Annotated in this window: 18 protein-coding genes; 13 read left to right on the top strand and 5 right to left on the bottom strand. The window is 42.5% G+C overall.

Translation table 11 applies throughout. The features are described from left to right. Nucleotides 1-107: 107 nt before the first annotated feature. The 3 genes from AC1RNB_RS13300 to dut form a co-directional block, all read right to left on the bottom strand. A complete protein-coding gene (locus tag AC1RNB_RS13300; RefSeq protein ID WP_493083519.1) occupies nt 108-1,454 on the bottom strand; it encodes a murein hydrolase activator EnvC family protein in 1,347 nt (448 codons plus the stop codon). 65 nt (nt 1,455-1,519) lie between these two features. Continuing rightward, nucleotides 1,520-2,359: a lipoprotein insertase outer membrane protein LolB1 gene (gene lolB1 / locus AC1RNB_RS13305; protein WP_493083521.1), complete on the bottom strand. Its 840-nt coding sequence runs from the start codon at nt 2,357-2,359 to the stop codon at nt 1,520-1,522. Between the two features lie 6 nt (nt 2,360-2,365). Beyond that, nucleotides 2,366-2,812, bottom strand: coding sequence for a dUTP diphosphatase (dut, locus tag AC1RNB_RS13310; RefSeq protein WP_493083522.1), 447 nt, complete (start codon nt 2,810-2,812; stop codon nt 2,366-2,368). Nucleotides 2,813-2,923: 111 nt separating this feature from the next. Between dut and AC1RNB_RS13315 the strand changes: the two genes are divergently transcribed. Further along, nucleotides 2,924-3,874, top strand: a complete 951-nt coding sequence (locus AC1RNB_RS13315) for a GDP-mannose 4,6-dehydratase (protein WP_493083524.1) — start codon at nt 2,924-2,926, stop codon at nt 3,872-3,874. Nucleotides 3,875-4,158: 284 nt separating this feature from the next. On the opposite strand, the gene AC1RNB_RS13320 is transcribed toward AC1RNB_RS13315, so the two are convergent. Further along, nucleotides 4,159-5,106, bottom strand: coding sequence for a class I SAM-dependent methyltransferase (locus AC1RNB_RS13320; protein WP_493083526.1), 948 nt, complete (start codon nt 5,104-5,106; stop codon nt 4,159-4,161). A gap of 300 nt (nt 5,107-5,406) precedes the next feature. Here AC1RNB_RS13320 and AC1RNB_RS13325 point away from each other — a divergent pair, with 300 nt between their 5' ends. Beyond that, nucleotides 5,407-6,081 (top strand): hypothetical protein, encoded by a 675-nt coding sequence (locus AC1RNB_RS13325; protein WP_493083527.1) that lies wholly within the window; start codon nt 5,407-5,409, stop codon nt 6,079-6,081. Between the two features lie 29 nt (nt 6,082-6,110). Here AC1RNB_RS13325 and AC1RNB_RS13330 read toward each other — a convergent pair whose 3' ends face one another. Further along, the gene (locus AC1RNB_RS13330; RefSeq protein WP_493083529.1) at nt 6,111-6,692 is read right to left on the bottom strand and encodes a hypothetical protein; all 582 of its coding nucleotides are present in this window, start codon (nt 6,690-6,692) and stop codon (nt 6,111-6,113) included. Between the two features lie 126 nt (nt 6,693-6,818). Here AC1RNB_RS13330 and AC1RNB_RS13335 point away from each other — a divergent pair, with 126 nt between their 5' ends. The 11 genes from AC1RNB_RS13335 to AC1RNB_RS13385 all read left to right on the top strand — a co-directional run bounded on the left by AC1RNB_RS13335 (nt 6,819) and on the right by AC1RNB_RS13385 (nt 21,018). Continuing rightward, nucleotides 6,819-7,388, top strand: coding sequence for a hypothetical protein (locus AC1RNB_RS13335; RefSeq protein ID WP_493083531.1), 570 nt, complete (start codon nt 6,819-6,821; stop codon nt 7,386-7,388). Next, complete coding sequence (locus AC1RNB_RS13340) at nt 7,385-8,059, top strand: acyltransferase (RefSeq protein WP_493083532.1); 675 nt, start codon at nt 7,385-7,387, stop codon at nt 8,057-8,059. The genes AC1RNB_RS13335 and AC1RNB_RS13340 overlap by 4 nt, the downstream gene beginning before the upstream one ends. A gap of 67 nt (nt 8,060-8,126) precedes the next feature. Then, nucleotides 8,127-9,377 (top strand): oligosaccharide flippase family protein, encoded by a 1,251-nt coding sequence (locus AC1RNB_RS13345; RefSeq protein ID WP_493083534.1) that lies wholly within the window; start codon nt 8,127-8,129, stop codon nt 9,375-9,377. After that, nucleotides 9,367-10,305: a glycosyltransferase family 2 protein gene (locus AC1RNB_RS13350; protein WP_493083536.1), complete on the top strand. Its 939-nt coding sequence runs from the start codon at nt 9,367-9,369 to the stop codon at nt 10,303-10,305. Before AC1RNB_RS13345 ends, AC1RNB_RS13350 begins: the two co-directional genes overlap by 11 nt. A gap of 114 nt (nt 10,306-10,419) precedes the next feature. Beyond that, nucleotides 10,420-11,805 carry an O-antigen ligase family protein gene (locus AC1RNB_RS13355; protein WP_493083537.1) on the top strand — a complete coding sequence of 462 codons (1,386 nt, stop codon included), beginning with the start codon at nt 10,420-10,422 and terminating at the stop codon, nt 11,803-11,805. Then, nucleotides 11,789-12,904, top strand: a complete 1,116-nt coding sequence (locus AC1RNB_RS13360) for a glycosyltransferase family 4 protein (RefSeq protein ID WP_493083539.1) — start codon at nt 11,789-11,791, stop codon at nt 12,902-12,904. Before AC1RNB_RS13355 ends, AC1RNB_RS13360 begins: the two co-directional genes overlap by 17 nt. 208 nt (nt 12,905-13,112) lie before the next feature. Continuing rightward, complete coding sequence (locus AC1RNB_RS13365; protein ID WP_493083541.1) at nt 13,113-14,297, top strand: glycosyltransferase family 4 protein; 1,185 nt, start codon at nt 13,113-13,115, stop codon at nt 14,295-14,297. A gap of 33 nt (nt 14,298-14,330) precedes the next feature. Beyond that, the gene (locus tag AC1RNB_RS13370; protein ID WP_493083543.1) at nt 14,331-15,098 is read left to right on the top strand and encodes a WecB/TagA/CpsF family glycosyltransferase; all 768 of its coding nucleotides are present in this window, start codon (nt 14,331-14,333) and stop codon (nt 15,096-15,098) included. Between the two features lie 191 nt (nt 15,099-15,289). Next, nucleotides 15,290-16,693, top strand: a complete 1,404-nt coding sequence (locus AC1RNB_RS13375) for an undecaprenyl-phosphate glucose phosphotransferase (RefSeq protein ID WP_493083545.1) — start codon at nt 15,290-15,292, stop codon at nt 16,691-16,693. A 289-nt stretch (nt 16,694-16,982) separates the two neighbouring features. Further along, a complete protein-coding gene (locus AC1RNB_RS13380; protein ID WP_493083547.1) occupies nt 16,983-18,512 on the top strand; it encodes a capsule assembly Wzi family protein in 1,530 nt (509 codons plus the stop codon). 178 nt (nt 18,513-18,690) lie between these two features. Then, on the top strand, nt 18,691-21,018 hold the full coding sequence (locus tag AC1RNB_RS13385) for an SLBB domain-containing protein (RefSeq protein ID WP_493083549.1): 2,328 nt from the start codon (nt 18,691-18,693) through the stop codon (nt 21,016-21,018). Nucleotide 21,019: the final 1 nt, after the last annotated feature.

The following is a 21,019-nucleotide window of genomic DNA, read 5'->3' on the forward strand; positions in this document are numbered from 1 at the left end:
CGCAGCAGAGAGGGGCCGGGGGTGAGTCGTGAATAGTGAGTGGTGAGTGGTGAATAGTAAATTGTCAATCCGCTAATCCGACATCCATTAATCCGCTAATCCCCTCTCTATCGCTTCGGCTTCAACCAATTCTCCGGATCCTGCTGAACACTTTTATCGTTCATGATAGAGAAGAGCAAAATGCCTTCCCCATCAATGGATATGCCGGATTTTCCCAAAACAGAACCGGCTTTTACTTCCTGGTCTCTGCTAACTGAAACGGAAGACAGATTCTGGTATCCGCAAAAATATTTACCATGTTGTACTACCAGCACCTGCTGACCATCCACTTCGCCAGCATAGATCACTTTGCCATCAGCAACTGATCTTACAGCAGACCCTATCGGAAGAGAGATCTCAATGCCATCCGTACGGCGGCTCAGTTTCGTTCCGGCGATTTTCTCAATGCCATAATGGGCCGTAACCACACCCGTTGACACCGGCCAGGGTAAACGACCTTTGTTATTTTCGAAATTGATAGACATTTCCCGTCCCTCGGGTGTAGATTCCAATGGGGTATAGGCCCGGTCGCGGGCCGGAGCTGCCACACCTGTTACCGGTTCATTACTGAGACTGGCAGAGGGTTTGGTCGGCTTGGCGGCAGTGTTATTTTTGGCAAGGTCTGCCGCAGCTGCTTTTTTCTGATCATCCAATGCTTTTTGACGTGCCAGTTCCCTTTTCTTCGCTTCTTCGATCTCGCGGCGGATAATGGCGTTAAATGCCTGTTGCACACGCTGCCGTTGTTTTTCCTTATCACTTACCTGGCGGGCCAGTTCTTTTTCTTTTCCTTTTAACTGGGCCACTACCTGGTCCTGTTCTTTTTTATCGGCTTCCAGTACTTTTAATTGCTGGCTCTGTGTTTGCAGAACCCCCAATCTTTCTTTTTTATTGGAGCTGAGTACACTGATCTTTTCCTGCAGCAACTGATCCGATTGCATGATGGCATTGGCCTGTGTTTCGCGGTTCTGGCGGTAGCTTTTGAGATAGGTTATCCGCTTGATGGCATCATTAAAACTGCTGGCGGAGAAAAGAAAGTTCAGATATTCGTAACTGCTTCGGTTTTTATAAGCAAAAACAATGCTTTTGGCATACTTGACTTTCAGGGTGTCCAGTTCTTTACGCAGCCGGTAGATATCACGCTCATTGGTAAAAATCGTTTCATCCATCTGCCTAACCTGTCGGTTGATGCTGTTCACGAGTTCTTCCCGCTTATTGATCTTGCTTTTGATGATGGCCAGCTGTTTTAAAGAGATCTTCTTGTTGTTCTGTGTTTCATTAATCATCCGGTTCAGATCGGCGATCTCTTTTTGCAGTTCCTGTTCTTTTTTCTGCAGTTCTTCCCTTGTATTCTGCGCAAAAGCACAGAAACTCATCATGATCACAAGAAAGAAAACAGAAAAAAGTCTTTTACGCATAACAACTGAATTTAAAGGTACAACCCACCTGCGGTCTACTATAGAACGGCTAAGTTGCAGGTAAATTACTTACGCTTGTATTTTTTAGGCGGTTCAAAATTGTATTTTAACGGTTCATTTAGGTTAAACTCTTTAAAATCAAGGTAAATATCCAGCTTAGACTTTTCTGCCACTGAAATACTACGGTAAGTAGCAAACCGGTAGGCTCCCATGGGCTGGTAATTCCCAAAAGTAATATCACAGGTACGGTTTCGCTGCAGATCCACATCGTCCAGTTTACTGTGGAGCACTTTAAAATCGGTATTATCTAGCGTCAGAAGGTGTTTGAACACATCTCCTACCATCAGTACCAGCAACTGACTGGAGCCTGCTTTGTAAGAAATCACATTGCCATCTATAAATATAGGGTTACCAATCAGGATATTCTGGATGGTAGCAAAATCGAAAGGGATCTGTGTTACTTCCGGCAGGTAATTGATAGGGCGGTACATAACATATTTTTCTCCGGCATGCCGTACGATGGTAACACTGTCTTTTTTAATCTTGGCTTCCAGTCCCAGACCCGGTATTCCCAAAAAGGTGCCGGTAACTTTTATGAGTATAACACTGTCTTTTTTCATACTCAGGTACACCGTATAATTATCACTTTTTTCAGCCCCTTCGTAAGACACTTTTATTTTAGCATTAAACGTGTTGAAATCAATCTTACTGGTAGCTACTTTTCCTAGGATTTCTTTCACAATGGCTACTGAATCCACATGCGGGGATTCTTTGATAACGATGGTCTGTGCCGTATCTTTTTTGGTGATGGCTTCCTGAATCACCTGTGTCTTTTTTACGGTTGTGCAGGAAACTGTTGCAAGCACCACAGTAAAAAAGACCAGTAATAATTGTTTCATACGCATGGGGGATTATTTTCCGGTGTGCCCGAATCCGCCGGCACCTCTTTCGGTTTCGGAAATTCCGGTTACGGGTTTCCAGTTAATTTTTTCTACTTTCTGTAATACCATCTGGGCAATTCTGTCACCGGTTTTGATGGTTTGCGGTTCCTGGGAAAGATTAATGAGAATTATTTTGATCTCGCCCCTGTAATCGGCATCAATGGTTCCCGGGGTATTCAGGCAGGTGATACCCTGTTTTACAGCAAGCCCGCTACGGGGGCGGATCTGCACTTCAAACCCATCCGGAATTTCCAGAAACAGTCCGGTAGGAATCAACGTCCTTTCCATGGGCTGAAGCACCACTTCGCCTTCCAGAAAAGCTTTTATATCCATTCCTGAGGAACCAGCAGTTGCATATTCCGGCAAGGGATGATTTGAGTGATTGATAATTTTGACAGGAATGCTATTTAAAGACATAGCTGCAAAAATAGTCCATCCCGGTTAAGATTTGCTATTTTTGGTCATACGGTCGAAATAGAGGCTATCCTGCTGTGCAGAATGGCCAGGCGCCGGACAATACTATTCCTTATGAAAAGAGCACTTATCTGCGGCGTTTCCGGTCAGGACGGGTCTTACCTCGCCAGGCTTTTATTAGAAAAAGGATACGAAGTTTTCGGCGGTTCCCGCGATGCGCAGTCCGGCTCTTTTAAGAATCTGGAAACACTGGGTATCAAGGCATCAGTCCGATTACTTTCTATCAATATAACCGATTTCAGAAGCACCCTGCAAACCATTCAGCGGGTGAAACCGGATGAAATTTACAATTTGTCGGGGCAGACTTCTGTGGGACTTTCTTTTGAGCAGCCGGTAGAAACGCTCGAAAGTATCGTGATGGGAAACCTGAATCTGATAGAAGCAATCCGTTTTGTTGCTCTTCCCATCAAGTTATACAATGCCGGATCAAGCGAATCTTTTGGAGATACATTAGGCATTGCGGCAGATGAAAATACACCTTTCCGGCCGCGCAGTCCTTATGCGGTAGCCAAATCCACTGCATTCTGGCAACTGGCCAATTACCGCGAGGCCTACCATCTGTTTGCCTGTACCGGTATCCTGTTTAACCACGAATCGCCTTTGCGCAAAGAAAATTTTGTTACCAAAAAAATCATTTCTACTGCCTGCCGCATCTATAAGGGCAGCCAGGAAAAATTATACCTCGGTAACACAGATATCTATCGCGACTGGGGCTGGGCACCTGAATATGTTACCGCCATGTGGTTAATGATGCAGCAGGAAAAAGCAGAAGATTATGTGATCGCCACCGGCAAAACACATTCGCTGAACGAACTGATCAATATTACTTTCGAAAAATTACAACTGAACCCTGCAGAGCATGTACTAACCGACCCTGCCCTCTTTCGTTTAACCGATCTGCACGGAGGTATGGCCAACCCCGCCAAAGCAGCAAAACAACTGGGCTGGAAAGCAACGGTTTCGTTTGAACAGGTAATAGAGCGGATGATTGAGGCGGAGCTTTGAAATAATTTGGCGAATTAGCGGATGACGGATTAGCGGATTGACAATTTACTACTTACCACTTTCGGTCTTTAGTCTTTGGCGCATTAGCGCATTGGCTACCTACTCACAGCTCATAGCTCGTGGCTTTCACACAATAGTAGCCCACTCACGACTCACCCCCCGGCCCCTCTCTGCTGCGCAAAGAGGGGGGAATGATCGGTATATTGACAATTCACCACTCACTACTCCCGGTCTCTGGTGTATTGGGTTTGAGCATTCACTCATTCGCTCATTCACTCATTCACTCATTGTTTTGTGCCCATTGACCACTCCCGTCTCTCCATCCAGAAAGAAGAAGGTTCATCTTTTTCCTCCAGATGCGTTAGTGTTTGTCTTACTTCAGCTGAATAATCTTTTGCGAGATAATTCAATGAATAACGAATGGTGAATGCGGTGTTTTGGTAGAGAAAAGCTTCCAGCAGGTACTGTTCGTTCCAGAAACGAAAGAGGCCGTTCAGCCAATCCTGCCTGTAATGGCGGGGGGTGAAGATATCATGAATATGGATCAGTACTCCCTTGGCCAGCACCGGTAGAATCTGCTGGTAAATAAACAATACATCATTACCCGGCCGTATGATATGGGAAGAATCGATAAACAGAATATCCTTCTCCTGCAGGCTTTTGAACAATGAAAGATCCAGGTTTTCCACGGGTTCTCTGATAAACTGAATGCCGGCGGTATTGTCGGGAACAATGGTCTCAAAAGGGTCTATACAGAAAAGTCCCCCCTTTCTCCCATCAACAATATTCCTGTTCAAAGCCTGAAGCGCAATCAGACTGCTGTAACCACTGCCAATTTCAATAATCCGGGCGGGTTTCAGATTGCGTATCAACAGGTAATACAGATCGGCATCCCCCGGTCCGAAGTTGGGATTATTTACGCCTTGTAGAGAAGCAAGTTCTTCCTGATAAGATAGGGTTTGCAATGACGCCAATTGATCGGCTATCTGAAAATCAAGCGGCAGCTCTCTTTTTTTTCCGGCATCAAAAGTAGCCGGGTAGCGGAAACGTGGTTCATAAAAATGGTCCCGGACGGGGAAAACACCTATCCCCAGAAAACTCTTACGGTGCAGTGGAAAATATTCGACTCCAAAACGTCTGATCCATTTCAGAAAAGGCAGGAGCAATAAAGTGAAGGGCAGTAGTAGTATATCGATGATGCCAAATACCGTCTTTTTGATAAACATCTTCATAGCTGCCATTTCAAAATGCAAGATGATGTAAATATAGGCCCCATTTTGTACCGGAACTACTAATCATGACAGGCCCCGGGTTCAGCCACCCGTTGAGTTATGAACTAATCTCTTTTGGCCGTGCCCGTTAAAGTTTATGCCAATGGGGTATTACAGGGCTGGCAAAGATGCCTGGCCGGGTGTTTTTTTACCGTAAACCCTTGAATCAAGCCCTATAATGATGCCTGATAAGATAAATAAGTGGCAGAAGCCTTACATTTGAAAAATATCTGATTTACCGGTATACTTTAATGCATTTTTATGATAAATGGCAGGTCATTGGTTATGGTTTCATTGATGGCGCTCACCGCATTTGTATCATTGAGCGGATGCTTTAAAAACCTGCCTGTAAAAAATGAAGTGTATTTCAATGATTTTGAAGGTGGAAGTGACAGGAATCTGTCGGTATATGATCATTACGGAAAGGTAGACACACTGAAAATTGTAGAATTTAACAACAATAAGGTATTTGGATTCTTTAATAATAACAGGTTCGATCTGCTGGTGGAGAATTTACCTGAACACAATGCCATCAAAATAGAGTTTGATCTGCTGATCCACGACAAATGGGACGGGGACTATCTGATACCCGGAAGTTCAGTACCCGATGCATGGCAGATGCAGCTGGAAGGTCGTCCTATTTATATAACTACGTTTTCAAACGGAACTTACGGACAATCATATCCCTATAATCATGTTGCCGGTTATACCCCCAATCCGGCAAGGGCCAATGCCTGGAACCCCAACCTGCCGGGGGTATGTGCACTCAAATCGCAACCCAATGGAAGTTCTTTATACAAAATAGAATACACAACCGCGCATACAGCTTCTACCGTTTCACTGGCCTGTAACGATGCTTTACAGCCCTATCTGAGTTATTGCCTCAAAAGCTGGTCGGTAGATAATCTTCGGGTAACTGCTATCAACTATAAATAATAGCTCTCCCACTCACCGCAACTGCTTAATTATAATTTCGCGAAGTAACCCCCAATATCAAATTTAACCTGCATATTGATGGATCCGTTCTCTGAAGGAATAAAACGGGCGGGATCTACCAGACGGAAATCGACTGAAACACGGGTTTCGTCAGAGTTGTTCTGTTTATTGCCATGAAACAGATTGGCACCATTAAAAACAAGGATTTCACCATATTGCACAGTATAGGCTTTGAAATCTCCCTTATCTTCTTCGCTCTCCATCCAGATAGTATTAAACTCATTTGTATCTACAAAAGGCATCCAGAAATTGAGTTCTGAAATACCATGATTGTAGGTTTTGTCTTTATGCCATTCGCCCACTGCAATATTACCATTTGCGAGTTGCACCCTGAAAGTGGGTATTTGCTGGTATATAATTTCATTGTATCCGAAATGCTTTTTCAGCTCATCAACCAGTGCCAGGTACGAAGCACGGAAATCAGCAACAAAACGATCATAATACAGTTTATGCCAGTCTGTTTTTTGATCGTTCTCCCTTTTTACCAGCTCATACTGTTTTAGAAGATGCAGCTCTTCCAGTTTCCTGTTCTCCCCGGATAATCCAAGCATGTTGGATACTATATCGCGAAACGGGTATTTGGTTGTATCGTAAGTTATTTTGTAGGGTGCCTGCTGGTACATCATAAAACAAAGAAAGATTTTACTGCAAAAATGTCGTTTAAATGATTTGAAACAATGAAGATAGTTCTTCAGATGGGAATCTTAGCGCAAAATTATCATTTTCAGGTATCGTCCCACTTTGAAAAATCAAATCCGGACAAAGTCAGCTGCAAAGGCTTCCCGCAAACGGTGATTCTTTCGATTTTTGTTGGTAAAAAGAGGGATACGACCTGGGGACGTCAGTCCCAATTGATATCGGCTTTTACTAAAAAATCAGTATTTTTGATTTTGCCTGATTGGCAGGTGCAACAGAATACAGATTTTATGAAAGGATGTAAGGCCTTCTCCGCCATTCCAACAGTTCTTTTCTTAACAATTCCTGTGTTCCTGATAGGTTTTAAGACGCTTTCACCTTCAAAAACTGGCCTGTTTGTGAATGATTCCAGGTATAAGTCTCCCCCCCGCTTTTCTTTTACACTGCCATGGGAAATACTTACTTTTCAGCAGCCTAACCCGTACACTACCTGTTATACTATGCGTTTATTCAAATCCGTTTTCATACACAGCATTGAGCAAGCAGCCATTTTACCGCAACATGGATACAGTATAATAGATGTTTCACTATTGATTAAACAGACCGTATGAAAAAAAATATCTCTTTTCTGAAAGCTGTTTGGCGCGCGAATCCTAAGACTATCTATTTCAATTTCCGCTACTTGCCCTGGCAGCAGGCAATGCGTTTCCCCTTCTGGATCTCCTCAAAAACATACCTGCGTAAAACAAAAGGAAGTATCATAATTAATGGTGAGCTGCACACGGGTATGATAAGAATTGGCTACGGCGATATTGGCATTTTTGATAACAAAAGATCCAGAACCATCTGGGAAGTTGCCGGCAAAGTCATTTTTGATGGTTATGCTGAAATAGGTCATGGTTCAAAGATTTCCGTTGGTGAAACCGGACAATTACAGATGGGCAGGAACTTCGCCATTACTGCCGAAAGCGCCATCGTAGCCCATAAAAAAGTAGCATTTGGAAATGATTGCCTGCTTTCCTGGGATATTTTAATCATGGATACCGACTTTCATCCGATCACCAATGCACAGTCAGAAATTCAGAACCCACCCGCAGAAATCATCATTGGGAATAATGTCTGGATCGGCTGCCGATCACTGATCCTGAAAGGTTCCGTTATACCCGATGGTTCTGTTATAGCCGCCAATAGCCTGGTTAGTAAAAAACTGTCGGGCACCAACCAGGTATTTGGCAGTCAACCTTTAACGGTACTTGCAGAAAACATTCGTTGGCATAAATAATCACAAACCTGTTATTTTACTACATTAAATATTTCCGGCAATGCCCAATATTGGATATAAAAATAAAATGCAGCTGATTAAATCCAATATGCCATTTCTTTCCAATTTTTTTAACCTGGGTTTTATACAGGTATCCAATGCCGTTATACAGATCCTTCTCTTTCCGCTGATCATTCATGTGGTAGGTTTAGGCAATTTCGGATTGGTAATGGTGGCCAACTCAGTAGCCTCACTTGCCGGACTCATCATTAATTACGGAACAGGTTTATCAGGCATAAAAGATGTAACCATTCATAAAGAAAACCCATCTACCCTTTCTAAAACAGTATATACCATTTTTTTTACAAGGTTATCCTTGTCTATCCTTTGTTTATCAGCCCTGCCTGTGTTATATCTCGCTAATTACAATCTTACCTACCTGCTACTTGCTACACCGATATTATTGACAGAAATTGTGAATCCCCTCTTTTTTTTTACGGGTATTGAAAAACTATTTCTGTATAATCTCACGAATTTAATTTCGAAACTGATGGCTGCTGCTTTTATCCTTTTTATGATAAAAACACAGGAAAATGCCCCCTGGGTAAATTTCTATCTTGGCATCTTCAACCTGTTCTTTTATCTCCTACTCGGGATCTACACCATCAAAAAATACAGTTTGGGCAAGGTTAGTCTTCATCTCTCAGCTGTATGCTCCCTGCTGAAGCAAAATTTTTATCTTGTTGGAAATAATATCTCCGTTCAATTACAGCAATCTTTTTTTCTGTTTACCATCGCTACCACCCACAATCCATTACTGTTGGGCGCCTACTCATTATGCGATAAAATCGTATGGTCTTTCCGGTTATTACTTACCGCTTTTTCAGGTGCCACATTTCCTAAGGCCGTACGCCTTTACCAGGAAGGTGAATCGCTTTGGTATGCCTATAAAAGAAAAACCAACCAATACCTGGCGGGATTTTTTTTACTGGCAGGATTCTCGCTGTTTTTTTTATCGCCAACGATTACAAGAATACTAACCGGTAGCAACGATGCCCTCACCAGTTCTTTTATCCGCGCAGTCAGTTTTGTTCCCTTCGTATCGTCAATGAATGTGCTTAATGTACTGGATCTGCTCATCAAAAACAGGTATAGCGATATATTTAAGATTTCCATGATATTACTCTCTATTACCATACTAACCTCCCTGCTGTTAATCACCTTCAGTTCTGCCAGCTATTTCGGATATTATCCCTTAATAATAGAGTCCTGTGCTATTCCTCTTTATCTTTACGCCATAAAGAGATCTCCTAAAAACGCCTATTCGAATGAGTACTAAAAGAATTGCGATCATCCTGATCAACTGGAACAGTTTTGGCACAACCAACGATTGCATTAATTCACTGAAAAAAGTAACTGACCCTGCATTTGACATTATTGTGGTAGACAATGCTTCTGCGGATGGCTCCGCCGACAGGTTATGGGAAATTCATCCGGAAATTATTTTAATCAAATCTCCTGTCAATACCGGCTTTACCGGTGGAAACAATATTGGATTTGAGTATTCGATGAACAATGGTTACGAATACTCGCTCATGCAGAACAACGACACTTTTGTGGAGCCTGATTATTTGACACACCTTGTTAACCATATGGACAATCATCCGGAAACAGGTGCCGTACAACCCCGGATCTTCTATCATCACGACAGAAGCCTGATCTGGGATGGAGGATCTTATTTTAACCGTTTTCTGGGTCATACCTATACAAAAGGAGTAGGAAAGCCAAAAGGTGATACGTATAATGTTGAGAAAGAAGTGGACTGGATTACCGGTTGTGCTTTTTTTGTACGAAACAGCATTCTGAAGCAAACCGGTGTACTGGCAGATAATATGTTCATGAATTATGAGGATGTGGATCTTTCTTTCCGGATCAAAAAACTCGGGTACCGCCTGGACTATGTTCCTTCATCAGTGATTTATCACATAACCAGTATGTCGCTCAAATCAAGTACAAAAGGCGCCGAAGGATTTTTGAATCCTGCTGCCCATTACCGTAATATCAGAAACAGGATATGGATACTAAAACGCTATACTCCCTGGTATTTTGTTCCATCTACAACCGTTTTTAATTTTTTTTACATTTCACTGGTTATAGGGTATTTTGCGGTCAGGAGGCGTTTTACAAAAATGAAAGCTGTTGTAAGGGCCGTTCGGGATGGTTTAAAGGGATCCATCGAGTACCAATCCACAGGTATGGCTGGTTAGAAAGGGATCCCGGTTAACAGATTGACCCAAACAGCAGCGTCCGTGATACAGGGTTTCGGGAAGTAAGTACCTGAACCCCTACATCTATCCAGTTTCTACTGCTTAAAATCTCATATGTTTATCTTCCCCAGCCTTTATATCATAGCTTTCTTTACTGCAGTATACCGGCTATTAAAGGGGAAACAGGATGCCATCCTTCTTTTTTTATTAGTTGGCCTCCCCATTTACATCACCAGTTTATCGGTGGCCAATATGTACGGCCTAACAAAGCTGATTCCTGTATTACAGACTTTCAAAGAGATACTGATACTACTGGCACTCGTTACCTTTACATGGAAGTATCAAAAAAAACTGAATCTTCATATCGTTGACTGGCTAGTTATCAGCTACCTGGTATACACCCTTCTCTATGTTATGTTACCCATCGGCACATATAGCTTACTCGAAAAGCTGATTGCCTGTAAGGGCATCTGTTTCTTTCCCTTTGTTTACTTTACGGGGAGGTTTTGTAACCCCAGGCAGATTAACCTGAATAAATGGTTTTACTATATATGTGTGCTGGCCATCCTTTCCGGGATTGTGTTGTTGTTTGAAGTTATTCCTTACCAGCATTTACAAACCTATACCGGTTACGCAGACTATAACGAGATCTTCTTTAACGTAGAACCCGCCGGTAATTACGGGCTCACCTGGACCTTCGAATCTATTAATGGTATCAAACGATTCGCCAGTTTTTTTTCCATGCCGCTGGAACATGCAGCAGCATCCCTGATCAGTATATCCGTTCTTGCTGCATTGGCTACGGATAAGAAAAACAGGATCAGACTAAACTATTTCCTGCTCATTACTTTTGCATTTACCTTATTGTCTATCACTTTTGCGTTTTCACGTGCAGCATTTGCCAGTTACTTTCTGATGATTTATATGTACATGCTGATTACCCGGAATAAAACATGGCTTAAAATGATTCACTGGGGTATAGCAGCAGCTATTGTAGCGGTACTTGTTTGGCTCGAAGGAGATATTTACGAAGTCATTACCACTACCATCGATTTTTCGGATAGCTCCAGTGTGAGTCATTTGATAGAATGGCTGGCGGGCATACAATCCATCGGTAATAATCCCATGGGGTTGGGATTGGGTTATTCCGGCCGGATTGCCGGCAGTTTCGGAGAAAATATAGGTGGCGAAAACCAGCTGATCATTATCGGCGTACAAACCGGTGTGATAGCCATTCTTTTGTACATCACCATCTATTGGCTTATCATCAAAAACGCCTTTCAGATATTTATCAGCAGTAAATCCGGCAAAGAAAGAAAACTGGGTTTACTACTCGTTTTATTAAAAATGGGGATCATTATTCCCCTTTTAACTGCAGAAGTTGAAACCTATCTTTATATCAGCTATTTTATCTGGTTCTTTTCCGGTTTGCTGATCTCAATTGTCAGCATGAAAAAGGAGAACAGTAAACCTTACACTATCCATGAAGTTAGGAATTGATATCAGGGACCTTAAAACCTCCACAACAGGGCAAAAAACATACCTGGAAGAACTATGCTTGGCATTCAAAAAACAATCTGGCAAAGACCTCCAGATCTGCCTGCTTGATACTTCTATTCCTGCTTTCCGGGGAAACAGTAAGTTTATTAAAATACTGGAGCAACTTAACCTGCATTTCTGGAAACAATGTATACTACCGGTGAAAGCGGCTCTTAGCGGGTGTGATGCACTTTTATGCACCGATTATTTTGTCCCTTACTTTCACCTGGGATACAAAACAGTCACCGTTTTTCATGACGCTTTTTTCTTTGAGAATAAAGAGCATTACCATCCACTCTTTATTTGGCTTTTTAAACAGATTGCCCTGCCGTCTGCAAAACGTTGTGCCTATATCATCGTTCCTTCCGATTATGCAAAACAGCAGGTGATCAGATATTATACCTGTCTGCCTGCAGAAAATATTATCACCATCCACGAAGGACCGAAAACACTGCCTATTGGAGAAACTATTGCAGCTACCGATACTATCTTAGACAGATTGCATCTCAGAGAGCATCCTTATCTACTGCATGTAGGTGTAATGAATAAAAGAAAGAATATTCCTTTTCTGCTCCGCAGTTTTGCAAAGTTTCTCGAAAAGGGATACCAATATAAACTGGTGCTGGCGGGTTCTTTGCAAACATCCCAATACATTTCAGATGCACAAAACATTCTCGATACCATCAAAGCCTATCATTTGGAAGAGGAGGTAATTTTTACCGGTTATCTTTCCAATGAAGACCTTTCGCTGATTTACCAGCATGCTGCCATATATGTTTTCCCCTCACTGAATGAAGGGTTCGGACTCCCTGTTCTGGAAGCTTTTAAGTTTGGCCTACCGGTCCTGGTGGCCAATAATACCTGTTTACCCGAAATTGGTGGCGATGCTGTTCTCAGCTTTGATCCACAAAATGAAGCCGATCTGCTGGATAAACTAAGTATGGTTGCAGACAACCCTTCTCTAAGAGACCAACTCAGCCAGCAAGGAAGAAAAAGGCTCCAGGATTTTTCCTGGGATGAGACTGCGAAGCAAATCATCAGGTTATTATCCGGTAGATAAGTGTACAACTGTTCTGTCGTGAGTCGTGAGACGTGAGACGTGAATGGCTATTGCAAATAAATCCCCCCTCTTTGCGCAGCAGAGAGGGGCCGGGGGTGAGTAGTGAATGAATCGCCAACACGCCAAATACCCATAAAACCACTCGTCCATTAAACTCCTGCAACCCGGGCTCATCCGTTTCAAAAATTGTATCTTTATTTTTTAAGTGATGCAACTACCCGAGCCAGCAAATACCAACCTGCTTTTTATCCATAATAAATATCTCAAAACCGGAGGGGAAGATAGTGTGGTCTCAAACGAGATCAGTCTGTTAAGAAAACATGGGTATACCGTATGGTTAAAAGAATTTGGGAATGAAAATTTTCAATCAACCAATCCCTTAAAACCATTCCTGGCCGGTTTCAATTTTTTCTTTAACCTGTCTGCTTTTTTTTCCGTTTACCGACTGATCAAAAAACACAAGATCAGCGTTCTTCACACACACAACTTTTTTTACACTGCTTCTCCTGCTGTTTTCTGGGCTGGAAAATTAGCCGGCGCAAAAACAGTAATGACCATCCACAATTACCGGTTATTCTGTCTGAATGCGCTTTTTTACAGAGAAGGGGGTACTTGTATGGACTGTGTAAATTCACGCTCATTCAGGCCCGGTATCCGTTATGCCTGTTTCAAAGCTTCTCCCACCCTGTCTGCGATCCTGGCGGCTTCGCTTCAATTTCACAGAAAAGCGGGCACCTGGCTTCATAAGGTTGATAGATTTATTGTACTCAACCCTTTTACCAAGGAGTTATTACAGGGTATCGGGGTAAACGAAGAAAAAATCACGGTCAAGTCAAACTTTATTGCCGATACAGCTTATGCAGATTATCAGAACCGGAATAATACTTACTTATATGCCGGAAGGATTGAAGAAGAAAAAGGAATTCGCCACATGATGGAGGCCTTTCAGCAGTCCGGCAGAAAACTATTGATTGCAGGGGATGGGAATATGGTCTCTTATGTAAAAGAAAATACTTCCGAAAACATCCAATATATAGGTCAGCAAACCCAGGAACAAATCGCTATCCTGTTTCAGCAATGCAAAGGATTGATATTTCCTTCTTTACTCACAGAAGGGATGCCTATGACCTTGATAGAAGCATTTGCGGCCGGCGCTGTACCTATTGCAGCAGCCTCTGTGAATACCAGCAGCATGCTAAGCGATGGTGTAAACGGGTTCCTCTATGAAGGAGGTAATGCTTCATCCCTCAATCGGGCCATCGGGCGTTTGGAAGAACTCGATCTTTCTGCTTTACAAATCCTTTCAGGGAATGCCAGAAAAAGGTATGAGAACCATTATCACGAAAGTATTCATCTTGTAACAATCCGCAACATCTATGCAAACGAGGATTGACCCGGATACGCTATTTTTGTGAAAAGTTTTCCTATGAACCAGGAAATAGCAGATAAAGTCAATATCATTGGAACAGGCATAAGCAATATTTCCCTGGAAGAAACTATCAGTATTTTCAACGGCTGGATCGAAAAAAACGAAAAGAAAAGGGTATGTGTTACCCCCGTAAACTGTTTGTTATGGGCAAACGACAATGAAGAACTCCGAAAAATTTATAATTCAGCAGACCTTACCTTATGCGATGGCGTTCCGCTTTTATGGGCCGCCCGTATGCTGAATTCGCCCCTTAAAGAAAGAGTTACCGGCCTTGATCTTTTACCACGATACATAGAGGAATGTTATCACAGAAATTATTCCCTGTTTTTTATGGGTGCCAGCGAGGGAGTGGCCGAAGCCCTGAAAAGAAAATGTGAAGCCATGTATCCCGGTATCCGGATAAAGGGTACGTATTCTCCTCCTTTTGCAGAAAAGTTTAGCGATGAAGAGAATATCAAGATCTGTTCCCTGATCAATCAGGCCGCTCCGGATGTACTCTGGGTTAGTTTAACTGCCCCCAAACAGGATTTCTGGATTTATGAGCAGCTACAGAACCTGAATGTGCATATTGCCATTGGTGTGGGCGGTGCATTCGAAGTAACATTGGGAAGTATTCAACGGGCCCCGGTTTTTATGCAGAAAGCCGGTCTCGAATGGCTATACCGGCTCCTGAAAGAGCCCCGCAGGCTTTATAAACGGTATTTACTGGAAGCACCCCGGTTTATCCCCTTGCTTATCAAACAGAAACTGAAAAATATGGGATAGCGGGCATCAGACAGGCGAAGAAACCGATCCTGTAGCTGTCAAAATCCTAAAATTAGCAATCAGATGGGCATTTTTTTAAATATTACCTATTTTGTGACCGTATCTGGAAAATGAGACACCTCGGCATCGAGGTAAAGATCATTAACGATCAACCACTTATGTGCAAAAGTCCAGTAGGCCTGTAGAAATCTATGAATAAGAATTTCAATCGATTTACACTAATCCGCTATATCATAGATGCCCCTGTGATAATGTTGTCTTTTATCGCAGCTATCAGTTTTGTGCGTAAAATCAACATTTTAGCCCTTCCCTATTCCCACCAGCTTTTTGCACTTATTGCCTTAGTTACCTGGTATATAGCCACTTCCTTTTCAAAATTATACGCCGACAGACGTTCGAATAAGTATTCGGAGGAAATGGTATTCATTGTGTATTCACTGATTATTTACGCAATCATTTTAAGTTCCGTCAGTTTTTTCCTTCAAAGCTACGTAGAGATCAGTAGTGCAGAACTGTTTGTCTTTATGATGATTCTTTTAGTTACGCTGACTATTACCAAGTACATCATACGAAAGAGTCTGCACTCCGCCATATTTCAGGGCAAGGTATTGGATAACCTGCTACTGGTAGGTGCCACCAACAGCGCACTCGATTTTTATGAAACCATCAATAAATATTACTATTATGGTTATAAATGCATTGGATTTATCGACGATCACATTCAGGTAATGAATGGCTGTCCGTATAGAGGCAGCCTGAAACAGTTGCCCTCTTTGCTTGCATCCAAACAGATAGACGAAGTGGTGATTGCCCTACCCAACTCTCAGAATAAGGAAATTCAGAAATGTGTGGAGGTATGTGATTATTATTCTGTAAAAGCCCGTATCGTTCCTAATCTTCATCAGTTTGCCCTGTCACCGTTACAGGTAAATAATATCGGCCAGTTATCTGTTCTCAGTATCCGGTCCCTGCCTCTTGATAAACAGGAGAACAGATTCCTGAAAAGGGTTTTCGATATTCTTTTTTCATTGCTTTTTTTTGTTTTGATCGGTATCTGGTTGTTTCCATTGATTGCACTGCTGATTAAGATAACTTCCCGCGGCTCCGTTTTCTTTCACCAGGAAAGATGGGGTTTGAACAATGAAAAAATCACCTGTTATAAATTCAGAACCATGATACACGACAGTTCTGATCTTGATGATGATGGAAATTATCAACAGGCAAAAAAGAATGATCCCAGGGTAACCACTTTGGGAGCTTTGCTCAGAAAATCAAACCTGGACGAGCTTCCTCAATTCTGGAACGTACTACTCGGGAACATGTCGGTGGTAGGTCCACGCCCACATCCTACCCCACTTAACCTGGAAGCGATGCATACCATTGATAATTATATGCTTCGGCACATTATCAAACCAGGCATCACCGGGTGGGCACAGGTGAATGGCAGCAGGGGCGAAACCAGAATGCCCGGAGCCATGCAGGAACGTGTTAACTTTGACCTCTATTATATTCACAGATGGACATTCTGGTTCGACTGCCAGATTATCCTGCAAACAGTTATCAATATTTTCAGAGGTGATCAGAATGCGTATTAAGCGGGCGCAGTGAGTAGTGAGTGGTGAGTTGTGAATAGGCAATGGGCAATGAATACGACAAAGCTATGAGCTGTGAGCTTTGAGCTGCGAGTAGATAGCCAATGCGCCAAATGCTAAATGCCAAAGACTAAATGCCAAAGACTAAAGACCAAAACCCAACCTAACCATTCACATGCTAAAAAAAGGCTTACTTCTCAGTTCACTGGTTTTCGTCCTCTTTACTAGCCGCCTGGCGGCCCAGGGAGTTTGGGAAAATCAAAACAGTGAAATCTATCATTTCCTATATAGAATGGCACAAAAGGGGTTGATTCATTTTGATGACTATATCAGACCTCTTAGCCGGATTTATCTGGAGCAATGCCTCGACTCTCTCGCAGCAAAAGAACCCGCATTAAGCAACATAGAAAAAAAAGAGCTTCTTTTCTACAAACGGGAATTCAGCGATGCACTGGCATTGAATACGGATCAATCAAAAGCCAAAACAGCCATGTTTGCCCAGGATGCGTATCATCGTTTCCGGGCAATTTCTACCACCGCAAACAACTTTCTGATGCGGGTAGACCCCATACTTTCCGCTTCTATTATTCAGGGATCTGGTAAAAACATTAAACAAACCAGTTCCGGGTTTAATTTATATGGGTATGCCGGTAAACAATGGAGTTATTATTTTTCCTTTAACGATGTAAATGAAAACGGGTCAGGATTGGATACCTTACGGCAATTCACTCCTGCCACTGGTATTATCAGTAAAATTGCTGCCAATGGCAAAAGCCATAATTACAGCGAACTCAGGGGTGGTATCACGTATAGCTGGAAAAATGGTTCTTTCAGTTTTGTTCAGGATCAGTTGCTAAACGGTTACGGTGAAAACGGGCGAATTATACTCTCTTCCAAATCACCTGCCTACCCCTATATCAGGCTGGATTATACCCCTTTTCGCCAGCTCAGCTTTACTTATACCCACGCATGGCTCAATTCCAATATCCTCGATTCTGCCGCCTCTTACCCAACCGGAAGCGGTGCATTCGGGAGCAGGAGGGAGATCTATATCCCCAAATTCATGGCGCAGCACAGTATCCGTTTTACCCCTACCAAAGGTCTGGATATTGTGGTGGGAGAATCCATGGTTTACAGCGACAGGTTAAACGTAGGTTATTTGATACCGGTACTCTTCTTCAAAGCATATGACAATCTTATCAATAACAACAATATCAATGCTGGTTCCAACGGACAGTTATTCCTGCAGGTAAGTTCCAGAAATAACCTGCGCAATACGCATTTGTATGGTTCACTGTTTATTGATGAGATCAGGGTCTCTACCCTTTTTAACCCTGCCAAAAGTCGTAACCAGCTGGGATACACCCTGGGCGGATCGGTAACCGATCCAGGATTATCCTACCTTACCCTTGGCCTGGAATACACCCGTATTAACCCATTTGTATACCGGAACCTCCTGCCAGCTCAGAACTACACAAACAATGATTATCTCCTGGGAGATTGGATGGGTAGTAATGCAGATAGATGGATCGCAACTGTTAAATACACACCCGCCCCCAGGGTAAAATGCCTTTTGAGGTATCAGACCGTTCGAAAAGGGGCAATGGGTACTATTGACCAGCAGTATTTCCAGGAACCACAACCTCCATTCCTGTTTGGATTACAAACCCAACAACAGGAATGGCATTTTCAATGTTCCTATGAGTGGTTACCTAAATTATACCTCATGGGCTACCTGAATTCCTTACACATAAAAAACACGAGCCCCGCTGCCAGTTTTACAGAAACCACCAGCTCTATTGGCATTAGGTATGGCTTATAAAGCCAGCTAAATCGCTATAAGCATAGGAACCGGTCAAATTCAGCTTTTTGGCAATTCCATGTTCATAAATAACGATATTTGCCTGATTGTAACCCCTGCTGGGTATAATTACTTTTACGGTCCTTGTATCCGGCAGCATAAATAGACAAATACTGTCTGACCTTAAATCAACCAACGGATGAAATATACCCTTTGTAAGCTGACTTACCCCCTTATCTTTCTTTTTTCAGGACTATTGATATCCGGGACCAGTCAGGCACAAACATTACCAGCCGGTTCCTCTACCGGCAGGGTTAGCCAACTCACTGATGATCAGATCCAGAAGCTATGGCAACAGACACAAAAGTCTGGCATGAGCGAGGCAGATGTGATGAAAGAATTGGTTAGCAGGGGGCTAAACCCATCAGAAGTCAACAATTTTAAAAGCCGTTTATTAAAATTACAAAGTCAGTCCAAGTCAAAAAGCGGAACGCAGAGCATTAATATTAAAGATACGGCCAGTTTCATGAATGATAACAGTTGGCATGCTGCCGTTCCTAAAATCCGGAAAATATCCCCTTACTACGGCTATGATTTTTTTAGTGCACCCAATATTACTTTTCAGCCAAGCCTGAATAACAGCCCTTCCAAAAGTTATATTTTAGGTACCGGCGATGTTATTACGGTTAACCTCACTGGAGTAAACGAAGTCAGCATTTCTGATAAAATCACCAAAGAAGGCACATTTCAGCTACCGTACGTAGGAATAGTTACTCTCAGTGGTTTAACCATTGACCAGGCATCACAGAAGTTAATGAATGCCATGAAAATTGCCTACCCTGCTATTAGTTCAGGCAGAACAAAACTGTTTTTGACCGTAGATAATGCCAGAAGCATCAATGTATCGGTTATTGGCGAAGCGGAAACACCTGGTACTTATACTGTGTCCGGATTAGCAGATCTCTTTAATGTATTGTACCTGTCAGGTGGACCGGCCGAAAATGGTTCTTTGCGGAAAATTGAGCTGATCCGGAACAATAAAGTAATTGAGACAATTGATTTTTATGACTTCCTGCAGAAAGGCGTCTTCCATAAATCCTATAAGTTACAGGACCAGGATATCATCCGCTACCCAGTGTATGTAAAACGGGTAACACTTACCGGGGCTGTAAAAAGGCCTTTTATTTATGAGTTGTCTGATAAAGAAACTATTGCAGATATCATTCAATACAGCGGCGGGTTTGGAGAAAACGCCTATAAGGAATCGATCAAAATGGTGCAGAATGGAGAGAGGGAAAAAAAGATAAGAGACATAACTGCAGCCGACTTCAGTTATATCATCCCCCGTAATGGCGATTCTATTCATGTTGATCAGATCTTACCTCGTTTTGAAAACAGGATTATCCTAACCGGTGCTGTTATGCGTCCGGGGAATTATGAGTTGACCGAGGGTTTAACCTTATCAGGATTGATCAAAAAAGCAAATGGAATTCGGGAAGATGCTTTTACCAACAGGGGCTATATCAAACGTGTAAAAACCGATGGTGCCGAGAAACTGTTCCTGTCTTTTGATGCACGTAAAATTTTAGACGGAAAAGATCCGGATATCCTCCTGGTGAAAGAAGACTCTGTTTACATAATGGCTAAAGACAGTTTACAGGATATCCCGACTATCCTCGTAGGGGGAAATGTAAGACAACCAGGAACCTATCAATTCAGAAAAGGCATTTCTCTCGAAGATGCTATTATACTGGCGGGTGGATTTACCAATGAAGCCGCAACACATAAGGTAGAAATATCCCGTTTACAAAAAAACAAATCAGACACGCTGGCCAATAAACTGATCGATCTGATTACAGTGAATGTAGATTCCAGCTTACAGGATTCTAAAAGCAATACCCTGCTAGAGCCGCAGGATTATATTTTTGTGCCCCGCCTGCTCAATTATCGAAACCTGGGAAGTATTAAATTAAGAGGAGAAATTTTATATGCCGGCGATTACTCCCTGGAAAGAAGAGATGAAAGTATTGAAGAGTTATTAGAAAGGGCTGGCGGACCCACCCCTTACGCGTCCTTATCCGATGCACAGATTTACCGGAACAATCTCAGGGTGGCCAGTACCGTGCTTTCCACCAAAGGGCAGAACCAATACAATTTTCTGCTCTTGCCAGGCGATAGCATATACATTCCCAGAAATGAACCTTTTGTAGAAGTGAAAGGGGAAGTATTTAACCCGCAGATACTCAGGTACCAGTCAGGCAGCTTTCTCTCTTATATATCCGATGCGGGAGGTGTTAACGACAACGGAAACCTGAAAAAAGCGTACATCCAATACAGTAATGGAGTAAACAAACAGATCCATCGTTTTCTGTTTTTCAGAACTTATCCCAAAGTAACAGCCGGCAGTAAGATCATTGTACCTGCTAAACAGGCAGGAGAAAGAAAAGGTATATCCATCATTGAACTTTCAGCATTAACCGGGATATTAACAGGGATCGTAAGTATGATCACGATTCTAAAAAGATAAA

The organism is Sediminibacterium sp. GW821-FHT12F12, from assembly GCF_058806635.1.